Source organism: Prevotella sp. S7-1-8 (assembly GCF_000758925.1).
Lineage (GTDB): Bacteria > Bacteroidota > Bacteroidia > Bacteroidales > Bacteroidaceae > Prevotella.
Genome location: NZ_JRNC01000065.1, coordinates 1 through 24,183 on the forward strand (window position 1 = coordinate 1; position 24,183 = coordinate 24,183).

The following is a 24,183-nucleotide window of genomic DNA, read 5'->3' on the forward strand; positions in this document are numbered from 1 at the left end:
AAATCGTCACCGCGCGATATAAATTCCAGATTTATTTTATCTTTTAAAGCGACCATTGACAGCTGTAAATGGCCAAACGGCAAAAAAACATTTGCCGTTTGACCAAAAACACGACCTCTGTTTAATGACCTTTTGTTGACAATCCAGCCATTGCTCATCGTTGAAAATACAAAACAAAAGAAAGCAACCTCCGAAGAAAAAACATGAAAAAAAACGATTTAACTAAAAAAAATAGTAATTTTGCACCGATTTATGAAAAAACAAATGTTTAACAAGCGCTCCGCGCTCGTCTTCAAACAGTTCAACCGCAAGGGCTACAGCCTTTTTGCCGCATTGGGCAAAGAGGTGCTCATAAGCGTGCTGAGCGTAGCCACGCTCTCGCACGCCAAAGCCAATGGCTTGGAGATACCCTCGATGGTTGAGGCAGACACTGCCAACATTGGAGAGCAGCGCATAGACGAAGTTCTGATTACAGGCTCGCGAGCGCCGCTGACTGCCATACAGTCAGCCCAGATCGTGAAGGTCATCACGCGCGACGACATTCATCGCGCGCAGGCACAGACCCTCAACGACATTCTCAAACTATCCACAGGCGTAGATGTCCGTCAACGCGGTGGATTTGGCGTACAGACGGACATCTCTATCAACGGCGGAACGTTCGACCAGATCGCCATCCTGCTTAACGGAGTCCCGTTAACAAGTCCGCAAACTGGCCACAACGCGGCCGATTTCCCAATCTCGTTGTCAGACATAGAGCGCATAGAAGTGCTCGAGGGCGCCTCGGCCAAGGTGTTTGGCGTCTCCGCTTTCAGCGGCGCCATCAACATCGTAACCACCCCTGACGCGCGAAGCAACGTTCGAGCCAAGATCGAGGGAGGTTCTTTCGGAAGCCTCGGGGCAGACGCTGGCCTGACCGTGGCAGGACTGGGCAACAAGCGAGGCTCTCTCTCCACGAGCCACCAGATCTCCGGAGGATACACGCGCAGCGATGGAGGCACCGACAACGCTGATTTCAAGAAAGGGCGCGCTTTCTACCAAGGTCTCATGTCTGCCAAAAACATAAACCTGAATTGGCAGGCAGGATTTGTCACCAAAGACTATGGCGCCAACACTTTCTACTCGCCCAAGTTTCCGAACCAATATGAGGAGACGACCCGCTTGATGGGCTCGCTGGGCATGAGCATAAAGCCTTTTGCCGGAAAAGACAGCAAATACCTGTCGCGCCTTGAGATTGCGCCTCGCCTTTATGGCCACCGCGATTACGACCACTTCCAGCTCATAAAAGGCAAGGTGGGCGCCAAGGCAGGCGAGAACTATCACCGCGTGGACGTATACGGCGCGTCGCTCAACATGAATTTCGACTGGGCAGCCGGACGGTCGGCCATCGGCGCGGATATCAGCAAGGAACTGATACTCTCAACGGCATACGGCGAGAACCTGCCCGAGAGCGAGTGGCAACGCGTCAAAGACACCGAGCGGTCATACGCACGCAAGGGCGTACGCACCAACACGAGCCTTTTTGCCGAGCACAACATCATATTGGGCGGATTAACCCTGTCGGCCGGCATCATGGCCAACAAGAACACGGGATTGGACAACGACTTCAGGTTTTATCCCGGAGTGGACTTGAGCTACAGGCCCAACGACCATTGGAAGTTCTACGCCAGCTGGAACAAGTCGCTGCGAGTGCCCACCTACACCGATCTGTACACCAACAACCCGGCGCAAAAAGGTGACCTCAACCTCAAGCCCGAGCGCAACTCCACGGTCAAAATTGGCTCAAGATTTCGCGCCAATGGCCTGAACGTCGTGGCGTCGGCTTTTTACAGCAAGGGCGAGAACATGATAGACTGGGTGTACGAGACGAAAGAATCCAAGAAATACCATGCGTTGAATATCGGCAAATTGGACAACATGGGCTTCAACGTGGAGACCAACCTCAACCTGTCGCAACTGCTCATCCACAACGTGGGAGGCGAGCCGACACTTCTGAAAGTTGGCTATGCCTTCATACACCAAAACCACGAAACCACGCAGAAGATATACAAATCTCTCTACGCCTTGGAGTACCTGCGACACAAATTTGTGGCCGAGCTGTCACACCCCATCGTGAAAAAACTGTCGGCATCGTGGGCGTTGCGTTGGCAACAACGCATGAACGGCTACCATCCATACGCAAAATTGGACGGCAAGCTAACATGGAGCGAGCCCACGTGGCAACTTTTCGTCAAGGCTGACAATATCACCAACCATCGATACTACGACATTGGCGCGGTGCCACAACCGGGCATTTGGATCATGGCAGGTGGCAATGTCAAGCTAAACTTCTAAAGAGACAGAAACATTTTTAAAACAAATAAAAAAAATCGGAGGCCTTGACCATTACGGTCAAGGCCATTTTCATGGAATGAAGAAAAACTGGTCGCACACAAGCCAAGCGCACAAGGAAAAGGGAAACGCCACCGGCGTTTCCCCGCTTGTTATCTCTTGAGCTTAAAAGAAATTTCTATAGCGTTTACATCCGCGCCAAATGCCTTGTCCACCTGCATGCGCCTCTGCACTTGCGCGCAACTGTGAATGACGGTGGAATGATCTCTGTTTCCGACCAATTTGCCGATTCGACCGGCTGGCATTTTTGTGTATTTTTGGGCCAAATACATGGAGACTTGTCGCGCCCTTACATAGTCTTGCTTGCGGCTGCGAGAGTTTACCTGCGCCGCGGTGACATTGAAGTGCACGCAAACCTTGTCCACAATGTCGTCGACAGTAAGCGGCTCGTCGTCCAATTTGACCGCGCGCTTGATGACCCTCTCGGCCAAACGCATGTTGATGTCACTGTTATAAACAATGGAGTATGCCATCAACGAGTTGATGACACCTTGTAAATCGCGCACACTTCCACTGGCTGTCTCTGCTATAAAATGTATTACGTCGCCCGGGATATTAAGTCCGTCCCGGCGTATCTTGCTCTTGAGAATGTCCACACAAAGCTGTTTGTTGGGCTTTTCAAGTTCCGCTATCAGGCCGCATGAGAAACGCGTGAGAAGCCTGTCGGGCATGGTCTTGAGCTCAATGGGCGGACGATCCGAGGCCAAGACAATGCGCTTGCCGTTGCGAAAGAGGTGGTTGAAAATGTGGAAGAACGTTTCTTGCGTCTTCACCGCTGTCATCCACTCCTGTATGTCGTCCACGATGAGCATGTCTATCGTTTGGTAAAATGCGATGAAATCGTTTATACTATTTTTCAACATCGCATTGGAGAACTGCACTTGAAACAATCGCGCGCTGATATACAGCACTCGTTTTTGCGGATATAGCTGCTTGGCGCGCAGGCCGATCGCGTTAACAAGATGCGTCTTGCCACATCCGGACGGTCCGTAGATGAACATAGGGTTGAACTGCATCGTATTGGGATGCTCCGCGATGGACAGCCCGACGGATCGCGGCAGCTTGTTGCTGTCGCCCTCAATATAATTGGAAAACGTGAGATGGGGATTGAGCTGGGAGTCTATCTCTTGAGGGCGCGCAGCGTCGAGAATGGTCGGAGACTGGTTCACTCCCGTGCGATTGCGCGGTTTTTCGATCCCCGTCGCTGGTTCCGCCTCAAGCTCTTGGGAAAGGTTATGCTCCTTGTCGGTAACGACCCGATAGGACAATCCCACCCCCTTTCCAAAACAATGGGTGAGAGACTTGCCAAGTAAATCCACAAAGTTTTCTTCCAAATACTCATACACATAGTGGCTGGGCACCTGTACAAGGATCATCTTTCGAGTTTCGTCGAAATGCTCGAAAACGATTCGTTTGAACCAAGAGTTATATACTTGCTCGGTGACATTCTTGCGGATGAGCGCAAGTGTTTTGTCCCAGCGAGCGTCAGGACTTACTTTCATTAGCAACTTTAGATTGAGACACGCAGTCTGTTTAGACAATTCTTAGTCTTTATTGCATCTGCAAATTTAGCAAAGATTTCGCGTATTGGCAAATCGAAAAAAAAGCCGTTTAGTATCTAACGGGATGTAACTAACTAAGATTACGAAGATTAGCCAAGATTAGCCATAAATGTTAAAAATAAACAACATATAGGAATATAATATTTTGATAATGAATATCATATACCCAATCGCCCGCGTTGCAATTTCATTACGTGAAACATACGGAAACAAAAGGCGCTCCTTGTCAATAGGCACAACTTCAGATTGCGCCAAAAAGCGTGAAACATAGGGAGCGCCTATTTAGACTGATTTTATATTGTCGCCGGATAAGCCTTTCTTATTTGTCCCTTCTTCCAAATATCGAAAAATGCACATAACGTTTAGGATGGGCCTTGAAGTTGGTGACCAAGGAGTCCGCGCTCATCAATGTGGAATTGAGATTGTTGTATAGCGTTGGGTCGCTGAGCAGAAGTCCTAACGTGCCATGCTTGCCGTTCATCTTGGCGGTGATGGCTTGTACGTTGTCAAGTGTGTTGTTTACCTTGCTCATGGTGCCCTCAATGTCTATCTCCGCCAAGCCAGCTGTTATTCGAGCTGTATTGTCAAGGGTAGCGTTGGCCTTGCCAATGGCCATCTCTGTTTTGTTCATAAGCCCTGGCACGCGCGTGCCGAGATTGGCTATCAACTTGTTTAGGCTTGCCGTAGTGGTAGTTAGCTCGGCCGAGACACGCTGTACATTGTGCAACGATTTTGCGATAGCAGGGTCGGCCATAAGTGCGTTGACACTCGTCAAAATGCTATCGGCTTTTGGGATGAGCAGCTTGATGGCTGGCATCAATTGGGCAACAGCCTCTTGCAACCCAACTTCCAAGGAGCCTGAAAGCGTGTCGCCAGGCTGGCACATTCCATTGGCTGGATCGGCCAAGAGCAGGTTCATCTTCACATTTCCCATTAGGTCACTCGATATCACCGCTTTGGAGCCGTGGGGTATTTTGAGCTTTTTGTTTACATCCAAAGCGACGATAACCCCTTGCCCTCCATCGTAATCGTAACTGATACCATCAACCAACCCTACCTTAAAGCCATTGGCATAGATTGGGTTGGAGCTTGAAAGACCACTAATATCCGAAAAGCGGATATAGTACGTGTTATTGTCTGAGAAGACGGAATGGCCTTTCATGAAGTTGATTCCGAAAAATAACAATACCACACCAACTATGGCCACGGTGGCAATCTTGACCTCGTTTGTAAAAAATTTCATACGTAATATTTTTCAATGTTCTGTTAACGGCTGGCCTTGAACTCTTCTATGGCCTGATTGACATTCATTCTCTTGCCATCTTTAAAAGCGATGATAAAACATTCCGGAAACTTGTCGAGAATGTCCTTGCGTAACCGGTATATCTCATTATAATTGTTACTTGCGCCATAGGTGTATTTGTTCAACCCGCCATCTTCGTAAAACTCGCAATCCTTAAGCCCTTTAAAGTTGGCGTCATCAGCTCTCAAGGTAAATTTACTGGCAAATATCTGGATCTTGAAAAGAGGCTTGGATTGGGTTGTGGATGATGGCGAAATGGATGGGGTAGATACCTTTTGCCCACTCCCGGCGGTCTTCGGGCGCGCGCCTGACGTTTTGGGGGATGAAAGCGCAGGGGCGTCAACAGGCTGCGTGGGTTGGGATGGGCGTGGCTCTGTGGATTGCTTGGCAGGAGCTGGTGGATCTACTGGCACGGTTTTAGCCCTGCCGGCAGCCTTGCCTGTACGGTAAGGCACATTGATATTGTCGTCAAACTTGTTCTTGTAATAAACGAACGCATTGTACATACCCTTGACATAGCTATCAAGCCCAGCGTCAGAATTCAAGAAGTTTTCTTCTTCCGGGGTGGAGATAAAGCCCAACTCGAGCAGAACGGCAGGCATGGAGGTTAGCCGTAAAACCGCCAAATTGTCTTGATGCGATCCGCCATCGCGACGGCCCGTGGCTTTGCACACTTCGCGCTGCATGAGCCGAGACAACTCAATGCTGCGCTCACGATTCTTGTCTGCGATAAACTCAAACATGATATCACTTTCCACGGAATTGGGTTCAAAGCCCTTATAGACCGTTTTATAGTTATCCTCCAAATAAATAACCGCATTCTCTCGCTTGGCCACGTCAATGTTCTCGTGTATGCCCCCATCTCCGGTTCTCTGCCCTCTACCCAATGTATAACTTTGAAAACCGCTGACCGCGCGATTGCCCGTGACCGCATTGATATGCACGGATATAAAAAGATCCGCTCCCTTTTTATTGGCAAACTCCGCCCTTTTCTTAAGAGGCACGAACACATCCGTCTTGCGTGTGTACGAAACTCGCACGTCCGGACAGTTGCGCTCTATCATGCCGCCAAGAGCCAAGGCATACTTTAAGGTAAGGTTTTTTTCATGAGACACAGCTCCCGGGGCTCCCCAGTCCTTGCCACCATGCCCAGCGTCTATGACAAGTTTGAACTTGCCATTAGCCCCCAAACACATTGGCGCAAACGTCACCAATGTTATCAAACAAACAAACAGCCTCTTGAGCATAGCGAAAAAAAGCATTTTGCAAATGTAATGAAAAACTATTTCAAAACCCAATCCTGTCTTTGGGTTTTATCATTTATTAAATATAATTCCACTCCAGCACCGTCACAATCGGCCCCCATGGGCGGATTGAGCTTGGTTAAACGCAGCAAAAGCGAGACCACTTCTGGCCAACGACAGAAAACGCGCTCGCCAATTCGCCGCGCAACGTGTTCCAAAAGTTTTGAGGGAATACCCATTTCGCGCCGCACCATGTCATAAACTTGCGCATAGTTCACGGTGTCAGCGACATCATCGGAGACCATCGGGCGTTCTAAATCAACTTGCAAACGCAAGTTCAAGACATAGTCATTGCCCGTTAATTGTTCCTGCGCATCCACGCCATGATAAGCGTGGAAACGCAGGTTTTGAATATAAATATAACTGTCTTTTAGCATATACACGTTCTATCCACAACGGCTTGCGCCACAATTGGTACAGATGAGGCATCCTTCTTGGTACACAAGTGTTTCCTGTCCACATACCGGGCACGTTTGTCCCGGTGCGTTGGTGCCATCCACGACATATTTCTTCAGGGCGCGCTCAACGCCATTCTTCCATGTATTAATGCTCTCGTCCTTGAGTTGCAAAGAGCCAACGAGTTTGATAACATGGCCTATTGGCATGCGGTACCGCAACACGCCGGATATTAATTTGGCGTAATTCCAATACTCCGGGTTAAACTTAGAGCTGAGCCCTTCTACCGTAGTCTTGTAGCCTCGCTTATTCTCAAACTGGAAATCGTAACGGTGAGTGCCATCCTCGCAGGTTTGCTTGATAATCTTTCCCTTGACGACAGACTTGGGCAACACAATGCCCTCGTCATCGTCTTGCAAGCCAGTGAATATCTCATAAGGATACCCATCAAGCAGGCCGACAAACGCGACCCATTTGTCTTTGTTGTTTTGGAAGCGCACAACGTCGCAATCTAACACCTTGGGACGAACCTCCTGAACAAGCGGGAGACTTGGGACCGGGACTGTAATAGGTGCTGGTGCCTCTCGATGTTCATCTTTTTTCTTGTCCTTTTTTGACGCGGCGATCATCACTCCAGACCTACTTCCATCCCTGTAAATGGTACATCCCTTGCAGCCCGAGCGCCAGGCCTCAACATAAAGATTGTTTACCAATGTTTCGTCTACGTCGTTAGGAAGGTTCACAGTGACCGATATGCTATGGTCTACCCACTTTTGAACGGCTCCCTGCATACGCACTTTCATAAGCCAATCCACGTCGTTGGCGGTGGCTTTATGATACGGCGAGCGCGCCACGAGGGCGTCTATCTCTTCTTGTGAATACTTCTTGGAAGTGTCAATTCCGTTCACTTCCATCCATGCGAGAAACTTTTGATGGTAAACTATGTACTCCTCGAAAGAGTCGCCCACCTCGTCCACGAAGTCCACACGCACGTCGGCATCGCCCGGGTTGACCTTGCGGCGACGCTTGTAGACAGGCATAAACACTGGCTCGATGCCGCTCGTGGTCTGTGTCATGAGCGAAGTGGTGCCCGTTGGGGCGATGGTTAGGCACGCGATATTGCGCCTGCCATATTTTGTCATGTCCTCGTAAAGCTTTGGGTCCGCAGCTTTCAAGCGGTTCACAAAAGGATTGTTTTTTTCTCTTTCGGCATCGTAAATCTCAAATTTGCCACGCTCACGCGCCATGTCCACAGACGAACGGTAAGCGTTCAGGGCCAAAGTTTTGTGTACGTTCACCGAGAAATCCGTGGCTTCTTGAGTGCCATAGCGCAGCCCCATGGCCGCCAGCATGTCACCTTCGGCCGTGACACCCAGGCCCGTACGGCGTCCAAGCCCACTCTTATGCTGTATTTTTTCCCAAAGATGGTACTCGGTAGCTTTCACCTCCTGACTTTGTGGGTCCTTTTTTATCTTAGCCATGATCATGTCGATTTTTTCCATTTCAAGGTCGACAATATCATCCATGATACGCTGAGCCAACTGTACATGTTTGGCGAATTTGCCATAATCAAACCGCGCCTCCTTGGTAAAGGGCTTGTCAACATAGCTGTACAGGTTTAGACTTAACAATCTACAGCTGTCGTAAGGGCACAGTGGTATCTCACCACAAGGGTTTGTGCTCACCGTGCGGAAACCCATATCGGCGTAACAATCAGGTATGCTCTCACGCTTGATGGTATCCCAAAACAGCACCCCCGGCTCCGCGCTTTTCCATGCGTTGTGCACTATTTTCTCCCACAACTTACGCGCTGATATTTCCTTTCTTACCTCCGGTTTATTGCCTTTGACAGGAAATCGCTGCTCGTATGGTTTGTCATTGACGGCAGCTTCCATAAACGCATCGTCTATTTTAACGCTTACATTGGCGCCTGTCACTTTGCCCTCGGTCATCTTGGCGTCTATGAACGCCTCCGAATCCGGATGCTTCACGCTCACCGACAACATCAAAGCGCCACGGCGTCCATCTTGCGCCACCTCTCGAGTGGAATTGCTATAGCGTTCCATGAAAGGCACAAGCCCCGTGGAAGTAAGCGCGGAATTGTTCACAGGACTGCCTTTTGGACGTATGTGACTGAGGTCATGCCCCACTCCGCCACGACGTTTCATGAGTTGCACTTGCTCTTCGTCTATTTTCATAATGGCGCCATAGCTGTCGGCATCTCCGTCAAGCCCAATTACGAAGCAATTGCTCAGCGAGGCCACTTGATGATTATTGCCAATACCTGTCATCGGGCTTCCTGCCGGGATAACATAGCGGAAATGGTCCAGCAGGCCGAACACTTCTTGTGCGCTTAACGAATTTTTATACTTCTTTTCTATACGGGCTATCTCGTTGGCAATACGCCAATGCATTTGCTCGGGCGTTTTCTCAAAAATATTGCCAAGACTATCTTTCATGGCATATTTGTTCACCCATACACGCGCGGCGAGTTCATCACCGCCAAAATACATAAGAGAGGCATCGAAAGCCTCGTCGAATGAATAAGTCTTTTGATTTTCCATCAAAAATATTCTAAATGTTATATCGACGTCATATATACTGCAAAGCTACAAAAGAAAAACGAAAAAAAAATAACTTTTAAAGATTAAAATCGCGGAATTATTTCCTTTATATATAATTTTTATATCTTTGCAACAACCAAAACTTTCCAAAATGAAAAACTTAAAAGAGCGCAGAACCATTCGCAAATATTCTAAAAGGGAAATTCCAGACACGTTGCTCTACGAAATGTTAACACTTTCCGAGCGCACTCCCACTATGGGCAATCTCCAACTTTACAGCGTAGTGATAACCCGGGACAGCAAGATGAAAGAGAAATTGTCACCTGCCCACTTCGACCAGCCCATGGTAAAAGCGGCGCCCGTAATACTCACTTTCTGCGCCGATTTCAACCGGACCACCCGCTGGGCCAACGAAAGAAAAGCGCAACCGGGTTACAATAATTTTCTGAGCTTTATGAACGCTGCCACCGACGCCCTGCTATATTGCCAAACATTCTGCAACATAGCCGAAGAGAAAGGGCTTGGCACATGTTTTCTTGGCACTACGGTCTACATGCCACAAATGATCATTGACACTTTACAACTACCCAAATTAGTATTTCCCGTGGCCACAATCACGTTAGGTTGGCCTGACGAAATGCCATCGTTAACAGATCGGTTGCCTTTGGAAAGCGTCATTCACCATGAAAGATACAAAGACTATTCCCTTGAAAAAATCAATGATTACTACGCCGAAAAAGAGTCGCTCGAGGAGAATAAAAATTTTGTCGCAATCAATCATAAAGAGACATTGGCGCAGGTTTACACCGACATGCGATATACTAAAAAAAATAATGAAGCCATGTCAGAGGCTCTTGTAAGCGCCCTTAAGAGCCAAGGTTTCTTACCTTAAAAGGAAAAAGTCTCTAAAAAAAAACATCTCCAAATTCCACATTGCTTGTAAAAAAATCCCCTCCCCCATATTCATGCCGCGCGGCAAGGAGATTTTTTTGCAAGCCAATGCCGCGTTATAAACGTTTTTTTTAACAACACCAGCCAATTGTTCAACCACGACAGGTTTGTATCATGGAGCCAACAGCTTCGTTCATGCCCATCCCACGAGGCATCATGGCCTCTCTCATCCACATCCGGCGCGCATGATCCAAACGGCTCATCGCGGTCGCCAAGAATGGCAAACCACAGATGAGCCATCAGAAGTTAGGACATCTCTTTATTTGGTTAGCGGAGATTTTTATGCAACACTCTTCTTGTTTTATTGCAAGTCAGGGATGGCAACTACTTGCATGTCCTTGTAAACGAGATTCTCGCCGCACATGCCCCAAATAAAAGTATAATTGGAAGTTCCGGCTCCGCAATGTATGCTCCATTGCGGCGAGATAACCGCCTGCTCGTTATTTATCCACATCGGGCGCGTCTCTTGCGGCTCGCCCATCACGTGAAGGATCTTTTGTCCCTTGGGCACCTTGTAATAAAGGTAGGCCTCCATACGACGGGTGTGCGTGTGCGCGGGCATGGTGTTCCACACCGAGCCTTCTTTAAGCTCGGTAACACCCATTTGCAACTGGCATGTACGAACACCCGCAACGCCATCAATGATGAGTTGGTGTATCACGCGATCGTTGCTTTCTTTCAAGCTACCGGCTTTGATATTATTGGCATCTCTCAGCGTCACCTTTTTCGTGGGGTAAGTGGTGTGCGCGGTTGCCGAGTTCATATAAAACTTGGCAGGCTCGGCCACGTTCTTGCTTGCCACGACAATGTCCTTGGCACCACGGCCAATGTACAGGGCCTCTTGGAAACCAAGGTCATACCGTTTTCCGTCCACGGTAACCGTACCATCACCCCCAATATTAATGATACCGAGCTCTCGGTTATCCAAAAGCGTGCGCCCGCTTGTTCCTTTGCTAATGTCCACGTAGAGCGGTTCTATCGACACCAACTTAAGTGGCGTTGCCATAGGCTGCGCTCCACCAATGAGGAAACGGTCATAGAACGTATAAGTCCAGTTCACCTCACCCGGCGCAAAGACTTTCTCAACGAGGTATTCCTTGCGCAAGCGATCCGTAGTGTAGTGTTTCGCATCCTCCGGACCAGTGGCCCAACGCACATTATAGTTCGTGTACGCGTTCTCGGCCTTCACTTCATAACCCTTAGAACAGCACTGCGCCATGCCGTAGCTGGCAACCAAACAAAAAGCGATTGTAAATAGCGTCTTCTTCATTATTTTACAGATTAGTGATTAATTATTTATTCATGGACGCCAACGCCTCTGCCGCAGCCCTCTCATCCTTGATGATAAGACGACGGTTCCAAAGCATCATGCATACCACTATGATTACCAAGATTGCCGCACCCACAAATTTAGCATATTTCGCGGCGGCGAAAATAACATACCCAAAGAGCGAGCTGGCAAAATCCATGCTACCGGCCATAAAGCCCTCGGGCACATGGGCGGCTTGGTCACCAGTGGCGGCGTATACCGCGGCGGCAGCCTTGGTAAAGTCGGGAGCCATGTCGGTCACAAACCACAACCCCACAAGCAGAGCCACCAAACCTATGATATACGTGCGCACAACATTGCCCTTGGTGTAAGGCAGCATGATCGGGAAAATATAGAACAAACCAGCCAATGAGGCCAAAGGCAAGAACTGATTACCCGGCAGAACCACCGAGATAGCGAGATAGGTAGGGATGAGCAACAGCGTACACACCAAGGAGGTTGGATGACCAATCACCAGCGCGGGGCTCATGCCGATAAACACTTGCTTGCCATGGAAACGCTTGTTAACTATTTCCTTGGTTTTCTCGGATATTGGCATCAAGCCATCGATAAACAGTTTTGTGATGCGTGGTATCAATTCCATCACCGCCCCCATCGTAACGCCCAAGAAAAGAACCTTTTTTACATCCATCTGGGCCACCAAACCGATGAGCGCCCCAACGATAACTCCAAGCACCAACGGTTCCCCGAGCACTCCAAATTTCTTCTTAAGGCCCTCCGCGTCAATATCCAATTTGTTAAAACCGGGTATTTTTTCCAACACCCAGTCCATGCAGAGCGTGAAAGGAACAAAACTTTGGCAGAATGGCTGCGGCACTGATATGCCATCCAAGCCCTCGTAGTAGCCTTGGAACTTGGAAGCCGTCAAGTCGGCCATCACCAGTGTGATGATGTAGCAAACTATAGCCGCGAAATACCCCCAGGCCAAACTTTGGTCAAACACAAAGTACACCACGGCGCCAATAAAGGCAAAGTGCCAATAGTTCCACAGGTCTATGTTGACCGTACGCGTGGTTTTGGTAATGAGCATCAGGAAGTTCACGCCCAAGCATATAGGGATAATCAGCGCGCCAACAGCCGTGTTGTAGGCCACCGACGCGGCCGCGGGCCATCCCATGTCAAACACGTTCAGCTCAAGATGGTATATTTGCGAGATAAGCGTGAGCGGGTCCCCAAAATTTGACGTAAGAAGAGCCGTCACTATACCCAAGCCGACAAAGCCGACACCTACATATAGGCCAGACTTCAACGCCTTGCCAAACTTCATGCCAATGCATAATCCGATAATCGTGAAGATTATAGGCATCATCACGCTTGCCCCCAAGCTGATGATATAACTAAAAACATTTTCCATAAATTATTTTAATAGATTGTATTTTAAAAGCTAAACGCAAATTTACAAAATAAAATTGTAAATCTGCGCCTTTAAAGTAACTATTTGCATGCGTACATGTTTCGAGGCCTAAAAACAAGCGAGAACAGCGTTCCACGCAAGAGGCCGTCTCTGTTCCGCCATAACGAAAATGCGCGTTGCCATATAATTTTATGGCAAGGGAAATACTTTCTCGAAACCTTAATCTTGGAAGTAAACGCGCTTCACCCTATTGCTTATTCCCGTGAGCACCTCGTAGGGAATGGTGCCCAAAATGTCGCTTAGCGCCGTCACGGGCAGGTGGTCTCCGAATATCTCCACGCTGTCTCCCTCGGCGCACGCGATGCCGGTCACGTCCACCATAGCCACGTCCATGCAGATATTGCCCACGTACTCAGCTTTTTGGCCGTTCACCAAGCAGTAGCCTCGACGATTGCCCAACCGCCTATTCAGCCCGTCGGCATAACCTATGGGTATGGCAGCGATAACGCTGTCGCGTTCCAGCGTGCCCTTGCGGCTATACCCCACGGTCTGGCTCGCGGGCACGTGCCGCAGCTGCAAGATGGTGGTCTTGAGCGTGGACACGTTGTTGATGATGGTGTTGGTGCGGCTGTCCACGCCATAAAGGCCTATGCCCAGACGGCACATGTCCAACTGCCTGTCAGGAAAATGCTCTATGCCAGCCGAATTGTCCATATGCCGCAGTATCTTGTGCTCAAACGCTTCTTGCAGCCGTCGGCTCGCCTTGTCGAAACGAGCGAACTGCTCTGCCGAGAAATTGTCAAAGTCATTGCTGTCCGAACCGACAAAATGCGAGAACACCGACCGCGGTATCACGGCGTCTTGGTGTTTCAGGCGGTCTATCAACTCATCCATGTCGCGCTCTGGGTTGAAGCCCAGTCGGTTCATGCCGGTGTCTATCTTGATGTGCACGGGATAGCCCGTGATGCCTTCTTTCTCCGCGGCCTTGACCAGGGCAGAGAGCAATCGGAAGGAGTACACCTCCGGTTCCAAGTCGTTGTCAAACATGGTTTTGAAAGCGGAGAACTCTGGGTTCATGATGATGATGCTGTTCGTGATGCCCTTGCCGCGCAACATGGCGCCCTCGTCGGCCACGGCCACGGCCAAATAGTCCACCCTGTGGTCTTGCAACGTCTTGGCTATCTCCACGCTGCCGGCGCCGTAAGCGTTGGCCTTAATCATGCAAACCATCTTGGTCTCGGGTCTCAAGAACGACCGATAGTGGTTCAGGTTGTCCACCATGGCGTTCAGGTTCACCTCCAACACCGTCTCATGCACTTTCTGTACAAGCAGTTCTGTTATCTTGTCGAAGCCAAATTGGCGAGCGCCCTTGAGCAATATCACCTCGTCGCGCAGATTTTTAAACTCCTTGCTGTGGATAAAATCCTCCACCGTGGCAAAACCGTATTTCTCTGGCGTGCGAGCGCGCGGGGCGTATCTCGATATCGTTGGGCCTATGCCTATGAGTTTGTGCACGCCGCGCTTCACGGCCAAGTCGCCCACATTCTCGTACAGTTTCTCAGGCTCCTCGCCACTTTGAAAAATATCGCTCAATATCAGCGTGCGCGACCTGCCCTTATGATCGGGGCGACGATTCATGAAGTCGAGGGCTATGCCAAGGGCGTTGATGTCCGAGTTGTACGAGTCGTTGATGAGCGTGCAACCGTGCCTTCCCTCTTTCACTTCCAATCGCATGGCCACGGGCTCGAGCCGCGACATGCGCTCTTTGAGCGCGTCGACGCCAAGGCCAAGCCGCAAAGCCACCGCCGCGCACACGATGGAGTTGGTCACAGAGGCTTCGTCGATAAAAGGTATGCTGTACTTGTTTTGCTCGCCACCTTTATATATATAGGTCACGGTGGTGGCGTTGCCCTCTTTCGCAATGCTTTTGACGTACATGGAGACGCTATTGTCGCGCGTTGACCAGCAAAGTTTCTCGCCAGCATAGGCAAGTTCGTCCACCACCTCGCTTATCATCCGGTCGTCAGCGTTGTAAACGATGGTATCGGCATCGTGGAACAGCAACGCTTTCTCGCGGCACTTGGCCTCCATCGACTCGAAGTTTTCCTGATGGGCCGCGCCAATGTTCGTAAGCACGGCTATCGTGGGTTGGATAATGTCTCGCAAGGCCGCCATCTCGCCTTTTTGGCTGATGCCTGCCTCAAAGATGCCCAAGCGCGTGCGCTCATTCATCAGCCACACCGACAGTGGCACGCCTATCTGCGAGTTGTAGCTGCGCGGGCTGCGGGTGACATACATGTCGGGCGACATGAGCTGATGGAGCCATTCTTTCACCATCGTTTTGCCATTGGACCCCGTGATGCCCACGATGGGTATGTCAAACGCGTCACGATGACGCTCCGCCAAGCGTTGCAACGCTTCGAGCGCGCTCACCACCCTCAAGAAATTGGCGTCGGGATAATCGGCGGCGTAGTTGGCCGGAACGTCTGTCACCACAAAATTTCTCACGCCCCGGCGATACAGCTCGGGTATGTAACGATGGCCGTCGTTGCGCCTCGACTTCAAGGCGAAGAACAGTGTCTCCTCCGGAAAGCAGAGCGACCGACTGTCGGTGAGCAGAAAACCTATTTTTGACTCATGGCAGCCATAGCGGCGAGCGCCTATCAAGGTGGCTGTCTTTTCAATGGTATATGTCATTGTCTCTATATGAAAACCTACTGCAAAGTTAATAAAAAGATAAACACCAACAAACAAAATACATCTAATCGGATAATAATAATTGGCGAACAGCGTTTTTTAGAAAACAACAAAGGCATTTTTTACCCATCCAATGACAATGAAAAAACTCTTTTTTACCCTTGCCATCACCAGCGCGGTCGTGGCATCGCGCGCCCAAAGCGAAGTAAGGACCCTGTCTATCACGCCAAGAGTGGGCACCATTTTCTCCAACATCTCAAACGAATCGATAGGCTTGGGACTTCCTGGCAACTTAAGCAAAGGCAAAACCAAGGTGGGCCTTTGGGCCGGAGCTGACGCGCGCTACCAAGCCACCGCGACTTTGGCTTTCTCCGTAGGCGCATACTATGAGCGCATGGGCTGCCGATACGACGACACCGACCTGACACGAGCCACGGCCGGTAAGCACATCGCTTTTAAGAACAACTACTTCCACTTGAACTATCTCGGCATGCCTGTCATGGCTCATCTCTACGTGGCCAAGGGCTTGGCCATCAACGTTGGCGCGCGAGTGGCTTTCTTGTTGAGCAACACCATGCACTCTGAGGAGACATCGGTAACCATTGGCGAGGATGGAAGCTACACCTACGCAAGGAATGTGGACGTGATGAACGCGGAGAACAAATTTGTAGAAAAAACAGACATAAGCGTTCCGATAGGTGTCTCTTACGAGCGTCAAAACGTGGTGTTGGACGCGCGATACTCGTTCGGGCTAACCAATCTGTACAAAGGGCCGCTTGACCAAAAATGCAAAAACAGGGGCGTGACAGTATCCGTTGGTTACAAATTCGACTTGACGAATTTGTAACCAACCATCTATCCAAGCGGACAAGACCACGCCAACGCTCAACGCTTGCTCCATGCCGCCCCAAACGCAAACACATGGACACGCCACGAAAGACACCGCGTATTCAAGAAAAAATACCAAAAAAAGTTACTTGCAAAACGCTTGTTTTAGAATGTTTTTAGCGGAGAACCATAGCCCTCAAGCGCCAAATGCGGACTATTTGCCCATGCGTCACCATGCGTTAGGTATCTAATGGCGTGGCGTATAGGCTCGAAACGCGACATGAACAAGGCTTAAACGGAGCGTGGTTAGAGCCTATTCGGAACGCGAATAGGCCTTAAACGCGAAGGCGAAGCCGTATTCTCCGCGCGCGTTTTCTACCGTATCTCCACAACAATCTGTTTTATAGGCGATTAAGAAACACGGCCCATTTTAGCGATATTTGGAGCAATCTACTTATAATTTTCAAATATGGCTAAAATAAAGGGGCGTTTGTACTTTTTTTTTCAAAACGTTGAAACTGTCCGCCAACGCTTGCGAAAGAGCGCGCGCGACCACCGCGCGGCGACACACGGCAAGGGCAAAGGCACGCCATCGCCCTCACAAGCTAACACATTCGGCGCCACCCAGACCAACGGGGCGATACCTGCCGGCCCTGTCACTCTGGATAAACGAGGTTCTCGGGCTTGATGTTCTCGAGCACTTCGGTGAGGAATTTGCGCGACTCCCACTTGGCCATAGGCAGGTCATGGAGCAGATAGTTACCGCAATCGCGAGGCCCGGCGCCAGGTATATCCCCCTCGTAATCGGCCACGAAACGAAACGTGCGCCTCATCAGGTCTACAATATCGCGCGACTCCAAGTCGCCGCGAAGCAACAGATAGTTGCCCGTCAGGCATCCCATAGGGCCCCAATAGATGACCCTCTCTTTCCATTCAGGATCGTTTCTGAGGTAGGTTGCGGCCAAATGTTCCATGGCATGGATGGCGCCATTGTGCAACACGGGCTCGCGGTTAGGTTCTTTCATGCGAATGTCAAAAGTGGTGACCACCTCGCCACCGACCTCATCCTTGCGCGAAACATAGATGCCCCGCAAGAGTTTCTCGTGATTTATCGTAAACGATGGAATTTTTTTCATGATAGTATGGTTTAGTTGTTATTATATCCCTAAGATTTACAGGATGGCGCGAAGAAAGGCTTTGGTAACCTCGAAGCTCCCCTCTGCCATGCGGTTCCAGAAGTCAAAATATTGCGCCGCCTTGTCGTCTTTTAGTGGTACGTCGCTGATAACGCGAAATGATATGAACGGCGTTTGGTAGATATGGCATGCCTGCGCGATGGAGCAGCTCTCCATGTCTACGGCCAGGGCTTCCGGAAATCGCCCCAGTATGGCGCACATCTTCTCCTTGTCGTCCACAAACCATTCACCGCTCACGGTCAGGCCAGCCCTCACCCGTACAGCCGATTTGCCGGTGTTAAGCGACAACGCCTTTTCCACCAGCTCCTTGGGCGACTTGTACCGGGCGGGCATGCCCATAATTTGGCCATACTCCACCTCGCTGCCACAATAGGCGTCATGATAGGCACAGGCCTCGCCCACCACAACGTCGAGCGGCTTTAGCTCCACGCTGGCTCCACCAGCGACACCCGTGGAGATGACGAGGTCAGGACGGTAGCCATCTATCATCTCAACGGCCCCAATGGCCGAGTTGACTTTTCCGATGCCACATTGCCGCAAGACAACGTCCGCGCCATCCAATTTGCCAACAACAAAATCCTTGAAACGACGGCGCTCCACACGCGCGTCATCAAGCAATGTCCTAAGTTGCGCGAACTCTTTGTCCATCGCAACGATAATTCCAATTCTATTCATACCGCAAATTTACAAAAAATGAAGCGTTCCTTACTTTTAACGATTAACTTTTAACTATTCATTAAAAAATATATACCTTTGTGACATCAATAATTAATGCACACACCATACTTATGGAAACCTTGAAAAAATGTCTGCCAGACTTGATGGCAGTGCTATTGTTTGCCATCATCTCGTTCGCCTATTTCACACCCGCCACGTTTGAGGGGCGCATACTGTACCAGCACGACTCATCGGCTGGCAGGGGCGCGGGGCAAGAGGCCAAGGAATACATGGAACGAACGGGAGAGCGCACCCGATGGACAAACGCCACCTTCTGTGGCATGCCCACATACCAAACATCGCCGTCATACAAGAGCACCGACATACTGAACAAGGCCTCCGACCTGTACCACTTGTGGTTGCCCGACTATGTGTGGTACGTGTTCGCGTATCTCTTGGGGTTCTATATCATGTTGAGAGCTTTTGATTTCAGGCAGCATCTGGCGGCGCTTGGCGCAATCGTATGGGCGTTCTCAAGCTATTTCTTCATTATCATCGCGGCAGGGCACATCTGGAAAGTATGGGCGTTGGCCTTCTTGCCGCCCATGATAGGCGGCATGGCGCTGGCCTATCGGGGCAAATACCTGTGGGGATTTGTCGTCACGGCAATCTTCGCCGCTTTTGAGGTGAACGCCAACCACGTGCAGATGACATACTATTACCTGTTCGTCATTTTCTTAATGGTCATTGCCTGGCTCGTCATGGCTATCCGACAAGGACAGATGGCGCGTTTTTGGAAAGCGTCCTTGGTGGCCCTGGCAGGCGGGTTGATAGGTATATGCCTCAATCTGTCAAACCTTTACCACACGTGGCAATACTCCAAAGAAACCATGCGAGGCAAGAGTGAATTGGTGAAGAAAGACGGGGCCAACCAAACAAGCAGCGGACTTGACAGAGACTATATCACCCAATGGAGCTATGGCATAGGAGAGACATGGACCCTGTTGGTGCCCAACGTGAAAGGCGGGGCAAGCGTGCCACTGGCGCAAAACGCCAAGGCCATGGAAAAAGCCGATCCCAATTTTATACAGATTTATCAACAGATGGGGCAATACTGGGGCGAGCAACCCGGCACCAGTGGGCCCGTATACGTGGGCGCCTTCGTGCTCATGCTGTTCTTCTTGGCGCTGTTTATCGTCAAGGGGCCCATGAAATGGGCGCTGCTCGCGGCCACTATCATATCCATCACGCTGTCTTGGGGGCGTAACTTCATGTGGCTCACAAATCTCTTTATAGACTACATGCCCATGTACGCCAAATTCAGGACCGTAGCCTCCATACTTGTCATAGCCGAGTTTACGATACCACTACTGGCAATGATGGCACTGAAAAAAATCATCGACAAACCCGACACACTCGCCCAAAACATGAAGTGGGTATACACGAGTTTTGCCCTTACCGGTGGCGTCGCGTTACTGTTCTATTTGGCGCCGACACTCTTTTTCCCTAACTATATATCGAGCGCGGAGTCCCAAGCCCTGTCGCAGATACCACAAGAATACCTCGTACCGCTGAAAACAAACTTGGCTACCATGCGCGAGGCCATTTTCAAGGCAGACGCACTACGGTCGTTTGCCATCGTGGCGGTGGGCACCCTGCTGTTGCTACTCTTCAAGGCGAAAAAGCTGAACGCCAAGTTATTGGTGAGCTGCATCGCCCTGCTGTGCCTTGTGGACATGTGGCAGGTAAACAAACGCTACCTATACGACGACATGTTCGTGGAAAAGAGCGTACGCGACAGGCCACAACCCATGACGGCCACCGACAGGCAAATTTTACGTGACAAGGCGTTGGACTATCGCGTGCTGAACCTTTCGTCGAATACTTTCAACGAGAACGAGACGTCTTATTACCACAAAAGCATCGGCGGTTACCACCCGGCCAAACTGCGCAGATACCAAGAAATGATAGAGGCCTACATCGCGCCGGAAATGCAAAAGATAGCGCCCGCCATCACCAATGCGGATGGAGACATGACCAAAGTGAACGGAGACTCCATATATCCTGTAATCAACATGCTCAACGCCAAATACTTTATACTCGGCCTTCAGAACGGGCAGACGGTGCCAATACAGAACCCATACGCGGCAGGAAACGCATGGTTCGTGGACAAACTGACCTACGTGGACAATGCGAACGAGGAAATCGAGACCGTGGGCAAAATCAACCTGAAACGCGAGGCCGTGGCCGACAAGGCATTTGAGAGCCAACTCGGGCGAGCCAAGCCGCAGCAAGGCAACTCCATTGTCACGCTAAAGGCCTACGAGCCCAACGCCCTTACATACGAGGTGAACTCCGAAAAAGGAGGCGTGATAGTATTCTCGGAGATATATTATCCCGGCTGGACCGTCACCGTGGACAACCAACCCGCGGAATTGGGACGGGTGAACTACGTGCTGAGAGCCATGAGCGTTAAGCCCGGCAAGCACGAAGTGACAATGAGTTTCCACCCAGCCTCCATACGAAAGACGGAGGCCGTGGCCTACACTTCGTACGGCATATTGTTGCTTCTCATCGCCATTGGGTTGCTCGTGGAATGGAAAAAACGCAAGAAAGGGGCGAAAGCATAGGACCGACAAGGTGGCTCATACGACACAAGAAACCATAATGCGCGTGGAAACACAAAAGAAATGGAGTTTAGGACAAAAGTAGAAATAACACCAAACGAATGGAAAATAGAGCCACGAGAGCGAATGTTGTTCGTAGGTTCGTGTTTTGCCGACAACATGGGCAAGCGTTTTCAGGAGAACAAATTTCGCGCCACGGTGAACCCATACGGCGTGATGTATAATCCAGCGAGCGTTCTACATACCGTGGAGAGACTTTGCGACGAGCGCCTTATGCCCTTTGACCCGGACAAAACAGGCACGGCCGTGTTTACCCTCGGCACCAACCATGTGTACATACTCAAAGAGACGGGAGAAATTGTGGACAATTGTCGCAAGAGACCCCAATGTCTTTTCGAGGAGCGAACGCTTGGTGTTGGGGAGTGCGTAGACTATCTGCGGAAAGCCATTCGATGCATCCACCAACGGTTTCCGCTTGTGAGATTTGTGTTGACAGTAAGTCCCATACGCTACAAGAAATATGGCTACCACGGCAGTAGGGTGTCAAAAGCCACGCTTTTGCTCGCCATAGACAAGCTCTTGGATAGTCATGCCACCCCAAACCATGATGCGGAAACATGGCGTGCGACCTACTTTCCCGCCTACGAAATAGTAGACGACGAATTGCGCGACTACCGTTTCTACGCCCCTGACATGCTCCATCCCACCGAGCAAGCGGTCGACTACATCTATGAGCGCATGGCGGAAACTTTTTTTTCAGAAGCCACTGTCAATTTCATAAAAGCATGGAGACCCATCAAAGAAGCGTTGACGCACAAGCCTTTCAATCCAGACAGCGAAGAGTACCAAGCCTTTTTAAAAGATGCCAAGCGGCGGGAGCAAGAATTGATGAGCCATTACGAATAAACAAACGGGCTTGCCCAGCATGCGCCAGACAAGCCCGAATTAACTAAATTCAAAATAATGGGAAAAAAGAGTCCATGCTTAAACTTACGAGACGTAAGTGTGAAATCATGGATTTAAATTTTCCCTCATTCCTTGTTCGAGCGTTTACGCTCCAAGTGATCGAGTATGATTTTTCGCATACGCATGCTCTTAGGCGTCACCTCCACATACTCATCTTCCTTGATATATTCCAAACATTCCTCCAAACTCATCACCACTTTTGGAATGATACGCGCCTTGTCATCCGAACCTGAAGCGCGAACGTTGGTGAGCTGCTTGGCTTTCGTGACATTTACCACAAGGTCGTTGTCGTGCACATGCTCTCCAACCACCTGGCCTCCGTAAACCTCCTCGCCCGGGTCTATGAAGAATTTGCCACGATCTTGCAATTTGTCTATGGAATAAGCGAACGCCGTTCCTGTCTCCATGGCTACCATAGAACCATTAATACGACGCACGATGTCGCCCTTGTACGGTTGATACTCCTTAAACCGATGGGCCATAATGGCCTCGCCCTGACTGGCTGTAAGCACATTGGTGCGCAAGCCAATGATGCCACGTGAGGGTATGTCAAACGTGATATTGACACGGTCACCCTCTGGATCCATGCTCGTAAGCTCTCCCTTGCGACGTGTCACCATGTCGACCATTTTACTGGAATAGTCTTGCGGCACATTGATATCAAGCTCCTCTACAGGCTCACACCTCACGCCATCTATCTCCTTGTAAATCACTTGCGGTTGCCCAACTTGCAACTCAAAGCCCTCGCGGCGCATGGTTTCGACCAATACAGAGAGGTGCAACACGCCTCGACCACTCACTATCCACTTGTCTGTAGAGTCCTCCATCTGGCTCACTCGCAAGGCCAAGTTTTTCTCCAACTCGTTTTTTAAACGGTCTCCGATTTGACGGGAGGTGCAGTATTTGCCTTCCTTTCCAAAGAAAGGAGAGTCGTTAATCGTAAACAACATACTCATCGTTGGCTCGTCCACGGCTATCGGAGGCAAAGCCTCGGGATTTTCATAATCAGCGATAGTGTCACCAATCTCAAAACGATCCAAACCTACCACGGCGCAAATGTCTCCACTTTCAACCTCTTTCGTGCGCTTGTGTCCTATACCCTCAAAAGTATGAAGCTCCTTTATCTTGGTCCTTTCGGTTGTCCCGTCGCGATGGCAAATAGTAATGTTCATCCCATCTTTAAGCACGCCACGATGCACGCGGCCCACCGCGATACGGCCCGTATAGTTGCTATAGTCAAGAGAAGTGATAAGCATTTGTGGCGTGCCATCAATGTGTTTAGGAGCTGGAATAGACTCCACGATTTTGTCCAAGAGATATTCTATGTTATCGGTTGGTTTGTTCCAATCGTCACTCATCCAGCCATTCTTGGCGGATCCATAAACCACCGGGAAGTCAAGTTGCTCTTCGGTAGCGTTCAAATCGCACATTAAATCGAAGACCATCTCATATACTTGTTCCGGCCTGCAATTGGCTTTATCCACCTTGTTGACCACCACGATGGGCTTAAGACCTATCTGAAGCGCTTTTTGGAGTACGAAACGCGTCTGCGGCATAGGCCCCTCGAAAGCGTCCACAAGAAGCAGACAGCCATCAGCCATGTTGAGCACGCGCTCCACCTCGCCACCAAAATCAGAGTGGCCCGGCGTGTCGAGTATGTTTATTTTTTTCCCTTTCCAATTGATTGACACATTCTTCGACAGAATGGTTATCCCTCTCTCGCGTTCCAAGTCATTGGAATCCAATACCGCGCCGCTGTTATCCTGACCCTCACGGAACAGTTTTCCAGCAAGCATCATTTTATCCACCAAGGTTGTTTTACCATGGTCCACGTGTGCGATAACTGCAATATTACGAATGTCCTGCATTGATTAACCTTAAAATTACGCTAAATTTACTGCTTGCAAAATTACAAAAAATAAAGGAGAAAGGTGTTGACTACAGATTATTTTTAGTAACTTTGCAACGCATTTTCGGACAATCCGATGCATTCAACGTCGTTAATCGTTGTGATTAAGGCGATTGCTCGACAGAAGAATGTAATGATGCGACAACAATTA

At 49.9% G+C, this 24,183-nt stretch carries 16 protein-coding genes; 5 read left to right on the plus strand and 11 right to left on the minus strand.

The window, feature by feature from the left end:
- Positions 1-252 precede the first annotated feature (252 nt).
- Positions 253-2,331, plus strand: a complete 2,079-nt coding sequence (locus HMPREF1640_RS09995) for a TonB-dependent siderophore receptor (RefSeq protein WP_036894324.1) — start codon at positions 253-255, stop codon at positions 2,329-2,331.
- A gap of 149 nt (positions 2,332-2,480) precedes the next feature.
- On the opposite strand, the gene dnaA is transcribed toward HMPREF1640_RS09995, so the two are convergent.
- The 5 genes from dnaA to HMPREF1640_RS10020 all read right to left on the minus strand — a co-directional run bounded on the left by dnaA (position 2,481) and on the right by HMPREF1640_RS10020 (position 9,517).
- A complete protein-coding gene (gene dnaA, locus HMPREF1640_RS10000) occupies positions 2,481-3,890 on the minus strand; it encodes a chromosomal replication initiator protein DnaA (protein WP_036894326.1) in 1,410 nt (469 codons plus the stop codon).
- Positions 3,891-4,269: 379 nt separating this feature from the next.
- Positions 4,270-5,193 carry an MlaD family protein gene (locus HMPREF1640_RS10005; RefSeq protein ID WP_036894328.1) on the minus strand — a complete coding sequence of 308 codons (924 nt, stop codon included), beginning with the start codon at positions 5,191-5,193 and terminating at the stop codon, positions 4,270-4,272.
- A gap of 23 nt (positions 5,194-5,216) precedes the next feature.
- The gene (locus tag HMPREF1640_RS10010) at positions 5,217-6,500 is read right to left on the minus strand and encodes an N-acetylmuramoyl-L-alanine amidase (protein ID WP_036894366.1); all 1,284 of its coding nucleotides are present in this window, start codon (positions 6,498-6,500) and stop codon (positions 5,217-5,219) included.
- A gap of 35 nt (positions 6,501-6,535) precedes the next feature.
- Positions 6,536-6,934, minus strand: coding sequence for a dihydroneopterin aldolase (folB, locus tag HMPREF1640_RS10015; RefSeq protein ID WP_036894329.1), 399 nt, complete (start codon positions 6,932-6,934; stop codon positions 6,536-6,538).
- Between the two features lie 9 nt (positions 6,935-6,943).
- Positions 6,944-9,517 carry an adenosylcobalamin-dependent ribonucleoside-diphosphate reductase gene (locus HMPREF1640_RS10020; RefSeq protein WP_036894331.1) on the minus strand — a complete coding sequence of 858 codons (2,574 nt, stop codon included), beginning with the start codon at positions 9,515-9,517 and terminating at the stop codon, positions 6,944-6,946.
- Positions 9,518-9,668: 151 nt separating this feature from the next.
- Here HMPREF1640_RS10020 and HMPREF1640_RS10025 point away from each other — a divergent pair, with 151 nt between their 5' ends.
- Positions 9,669-10,409: a nitroreductase family protein gene (locus HMPREF1640_RS10025; protein ID WP_036894333.1), complete on the plus strand. Its 741-nt coding sequence runs from the start codon at positions 9,669-9,671 to the stop codon at positions 10,407-10,409.
- Between the two features lie 360 nt (positions 10,410-10,769).
- On the opposite strand, the gene kduI is transcribed toward HMPREF1640_RS10025, so the two are convergent.
- The 3 genes from kduI to HMPREF1640_RS10045 form a co-directional block, all read right to left on the minus strand.
- Positions 10,770-11,738 carry a 5-dehydro-4-deoxy-D-glucuronate isomerase gene (gene kduI / locus HMPREF1640_RS10035; RefSeq protein WP_036894337.1) on the minus strand — a complete coding sequence of 323 codons (969 nt, stop codon included), beginning with the start codon at positions 11,736-11,738 and terminating at the stop codon, positions 10,770-10,772.
- A gap of 22 nt (positions 11,739-11,760) precedes the next feature.
- Entirely contained in the window at positions 11,761-13,152 is a 1,392-nt protein-coding gene (locus tag HMPREF1640_RS10040) for a PTS galactitol transporter subunit IIC (protein ID WP_036894338.1), read from the minus strand.
- Between the two features lie 219 nt (positions 13,153-13,371).
- Complete coding sequence (locus tag HMPREF1640_RS10045) at positions 13,372-15,849, minus strand: bifunctional UDP-N-acetylmuramoyl-tripeptide:D-alanyl-D-alanine ligase/alanine racemase (protein ID WP_036894339.1); 2,478 nt, start codon at positions 15,847-15,849, stop codon at positions 13,372-13,374.
- Between the two features lie 139 nt (positions 15,850-15,988).
- On the opposite strand from HMPREF1640_RS10045, the gene HMPREF1640_RS10050 reads away from it, so the two are divergent.
- On the plus strand, positions 15,989-16,696 hold the full coding sequence (locus HMPREF1640_RS10050; protein ID WP_052051797.1) for a porin family protein: 708 nt from the start codon (positions 15,989-15,991) through the stop codon (positions 16,694-16,696).
- Between the two features lie 637 nt (positions 16,697-17,333).
- Here the strand turns inward: HMPREF1640_RS10050 and HMPREF1640_RS10060 are convergent.
- Together HMPREF1640_RS10060 and HMPREF1640_RS10065 are read right to left on the minus strand one after the other, a co-directional pair.
- Positions 17,334-17,813, minus strand: a complete 480-nt coding sequence (locus tag HMPREF1640_RS10060) for an S-ribosylhomocysteine lyase (protein ID WP_036894341.1) — start codon at positions 17,811-17,813, stop codon at positions 17,334-17,336.
- A 36-nt stretch (positions 17,814-17,849) separates the two neighbouring features.
- Positions 17,850-18,548 carry a 5'-methylthioadenosine/adenosylhomocysteine nucleosidase gene (locus tag HMPREF1640_RS10065; protein ID WP_036894343.1) on the minus strand — a complete coding sequence of 233 codons (699 nt, stop codon included), beginning with the start codon at positions 18,546-18,548 and terminating at the stop codon, positions 17,850-17,852.
- A gap of 113 nt (positions 18,549-18,661) precedes the next feature.
- Between HMPREF1640_RS10065 and HMPREF1640_RS10070 the strand changes: the two genes are divergently transcribed.
- Positions 18,662-21,160, plus strand: a complete 2,499-nt coding sequence (locus HMPREF1640_RS10070; RefSeq protein ID WP_036894344.1) for a YfhO family protein — start codon at positions 18,662-18,664, stop codon at positions 21,158-21,160.
- A gap of 60 nt (positions 21,161-21,220) precedes the next feature.
- Entirely contained in the window at positions 21,221-22,063 is an 843-nt protein-coding gene (locus HMPREF1640_RS10075; RefSeq protein WP_036894345.1) for a GSCFA domain-containing protein, read from the plus strand.
- 125 nt (positions 22,064-22,188) lie between these two features.
- On the opposite strand, the gene typA is transcribed toward HMPREF1640_RS10075, so the two are convergent.
- The gene (typA, locus tag HMPREF1640_RS10080) at positions 22,189-23,991 is read right to left on the minus strand and encodes a translational GTPase TypA (protein ID WP_036894347.1); all 1,803 of its coding nucleotides are present in this window, start codon (positions 23,989-23,991) and stop codon (positions 22,189-22,191) included.
- Between the last annotated feature and the right edge of the window lie 192 nt (positions 23,992-24,183).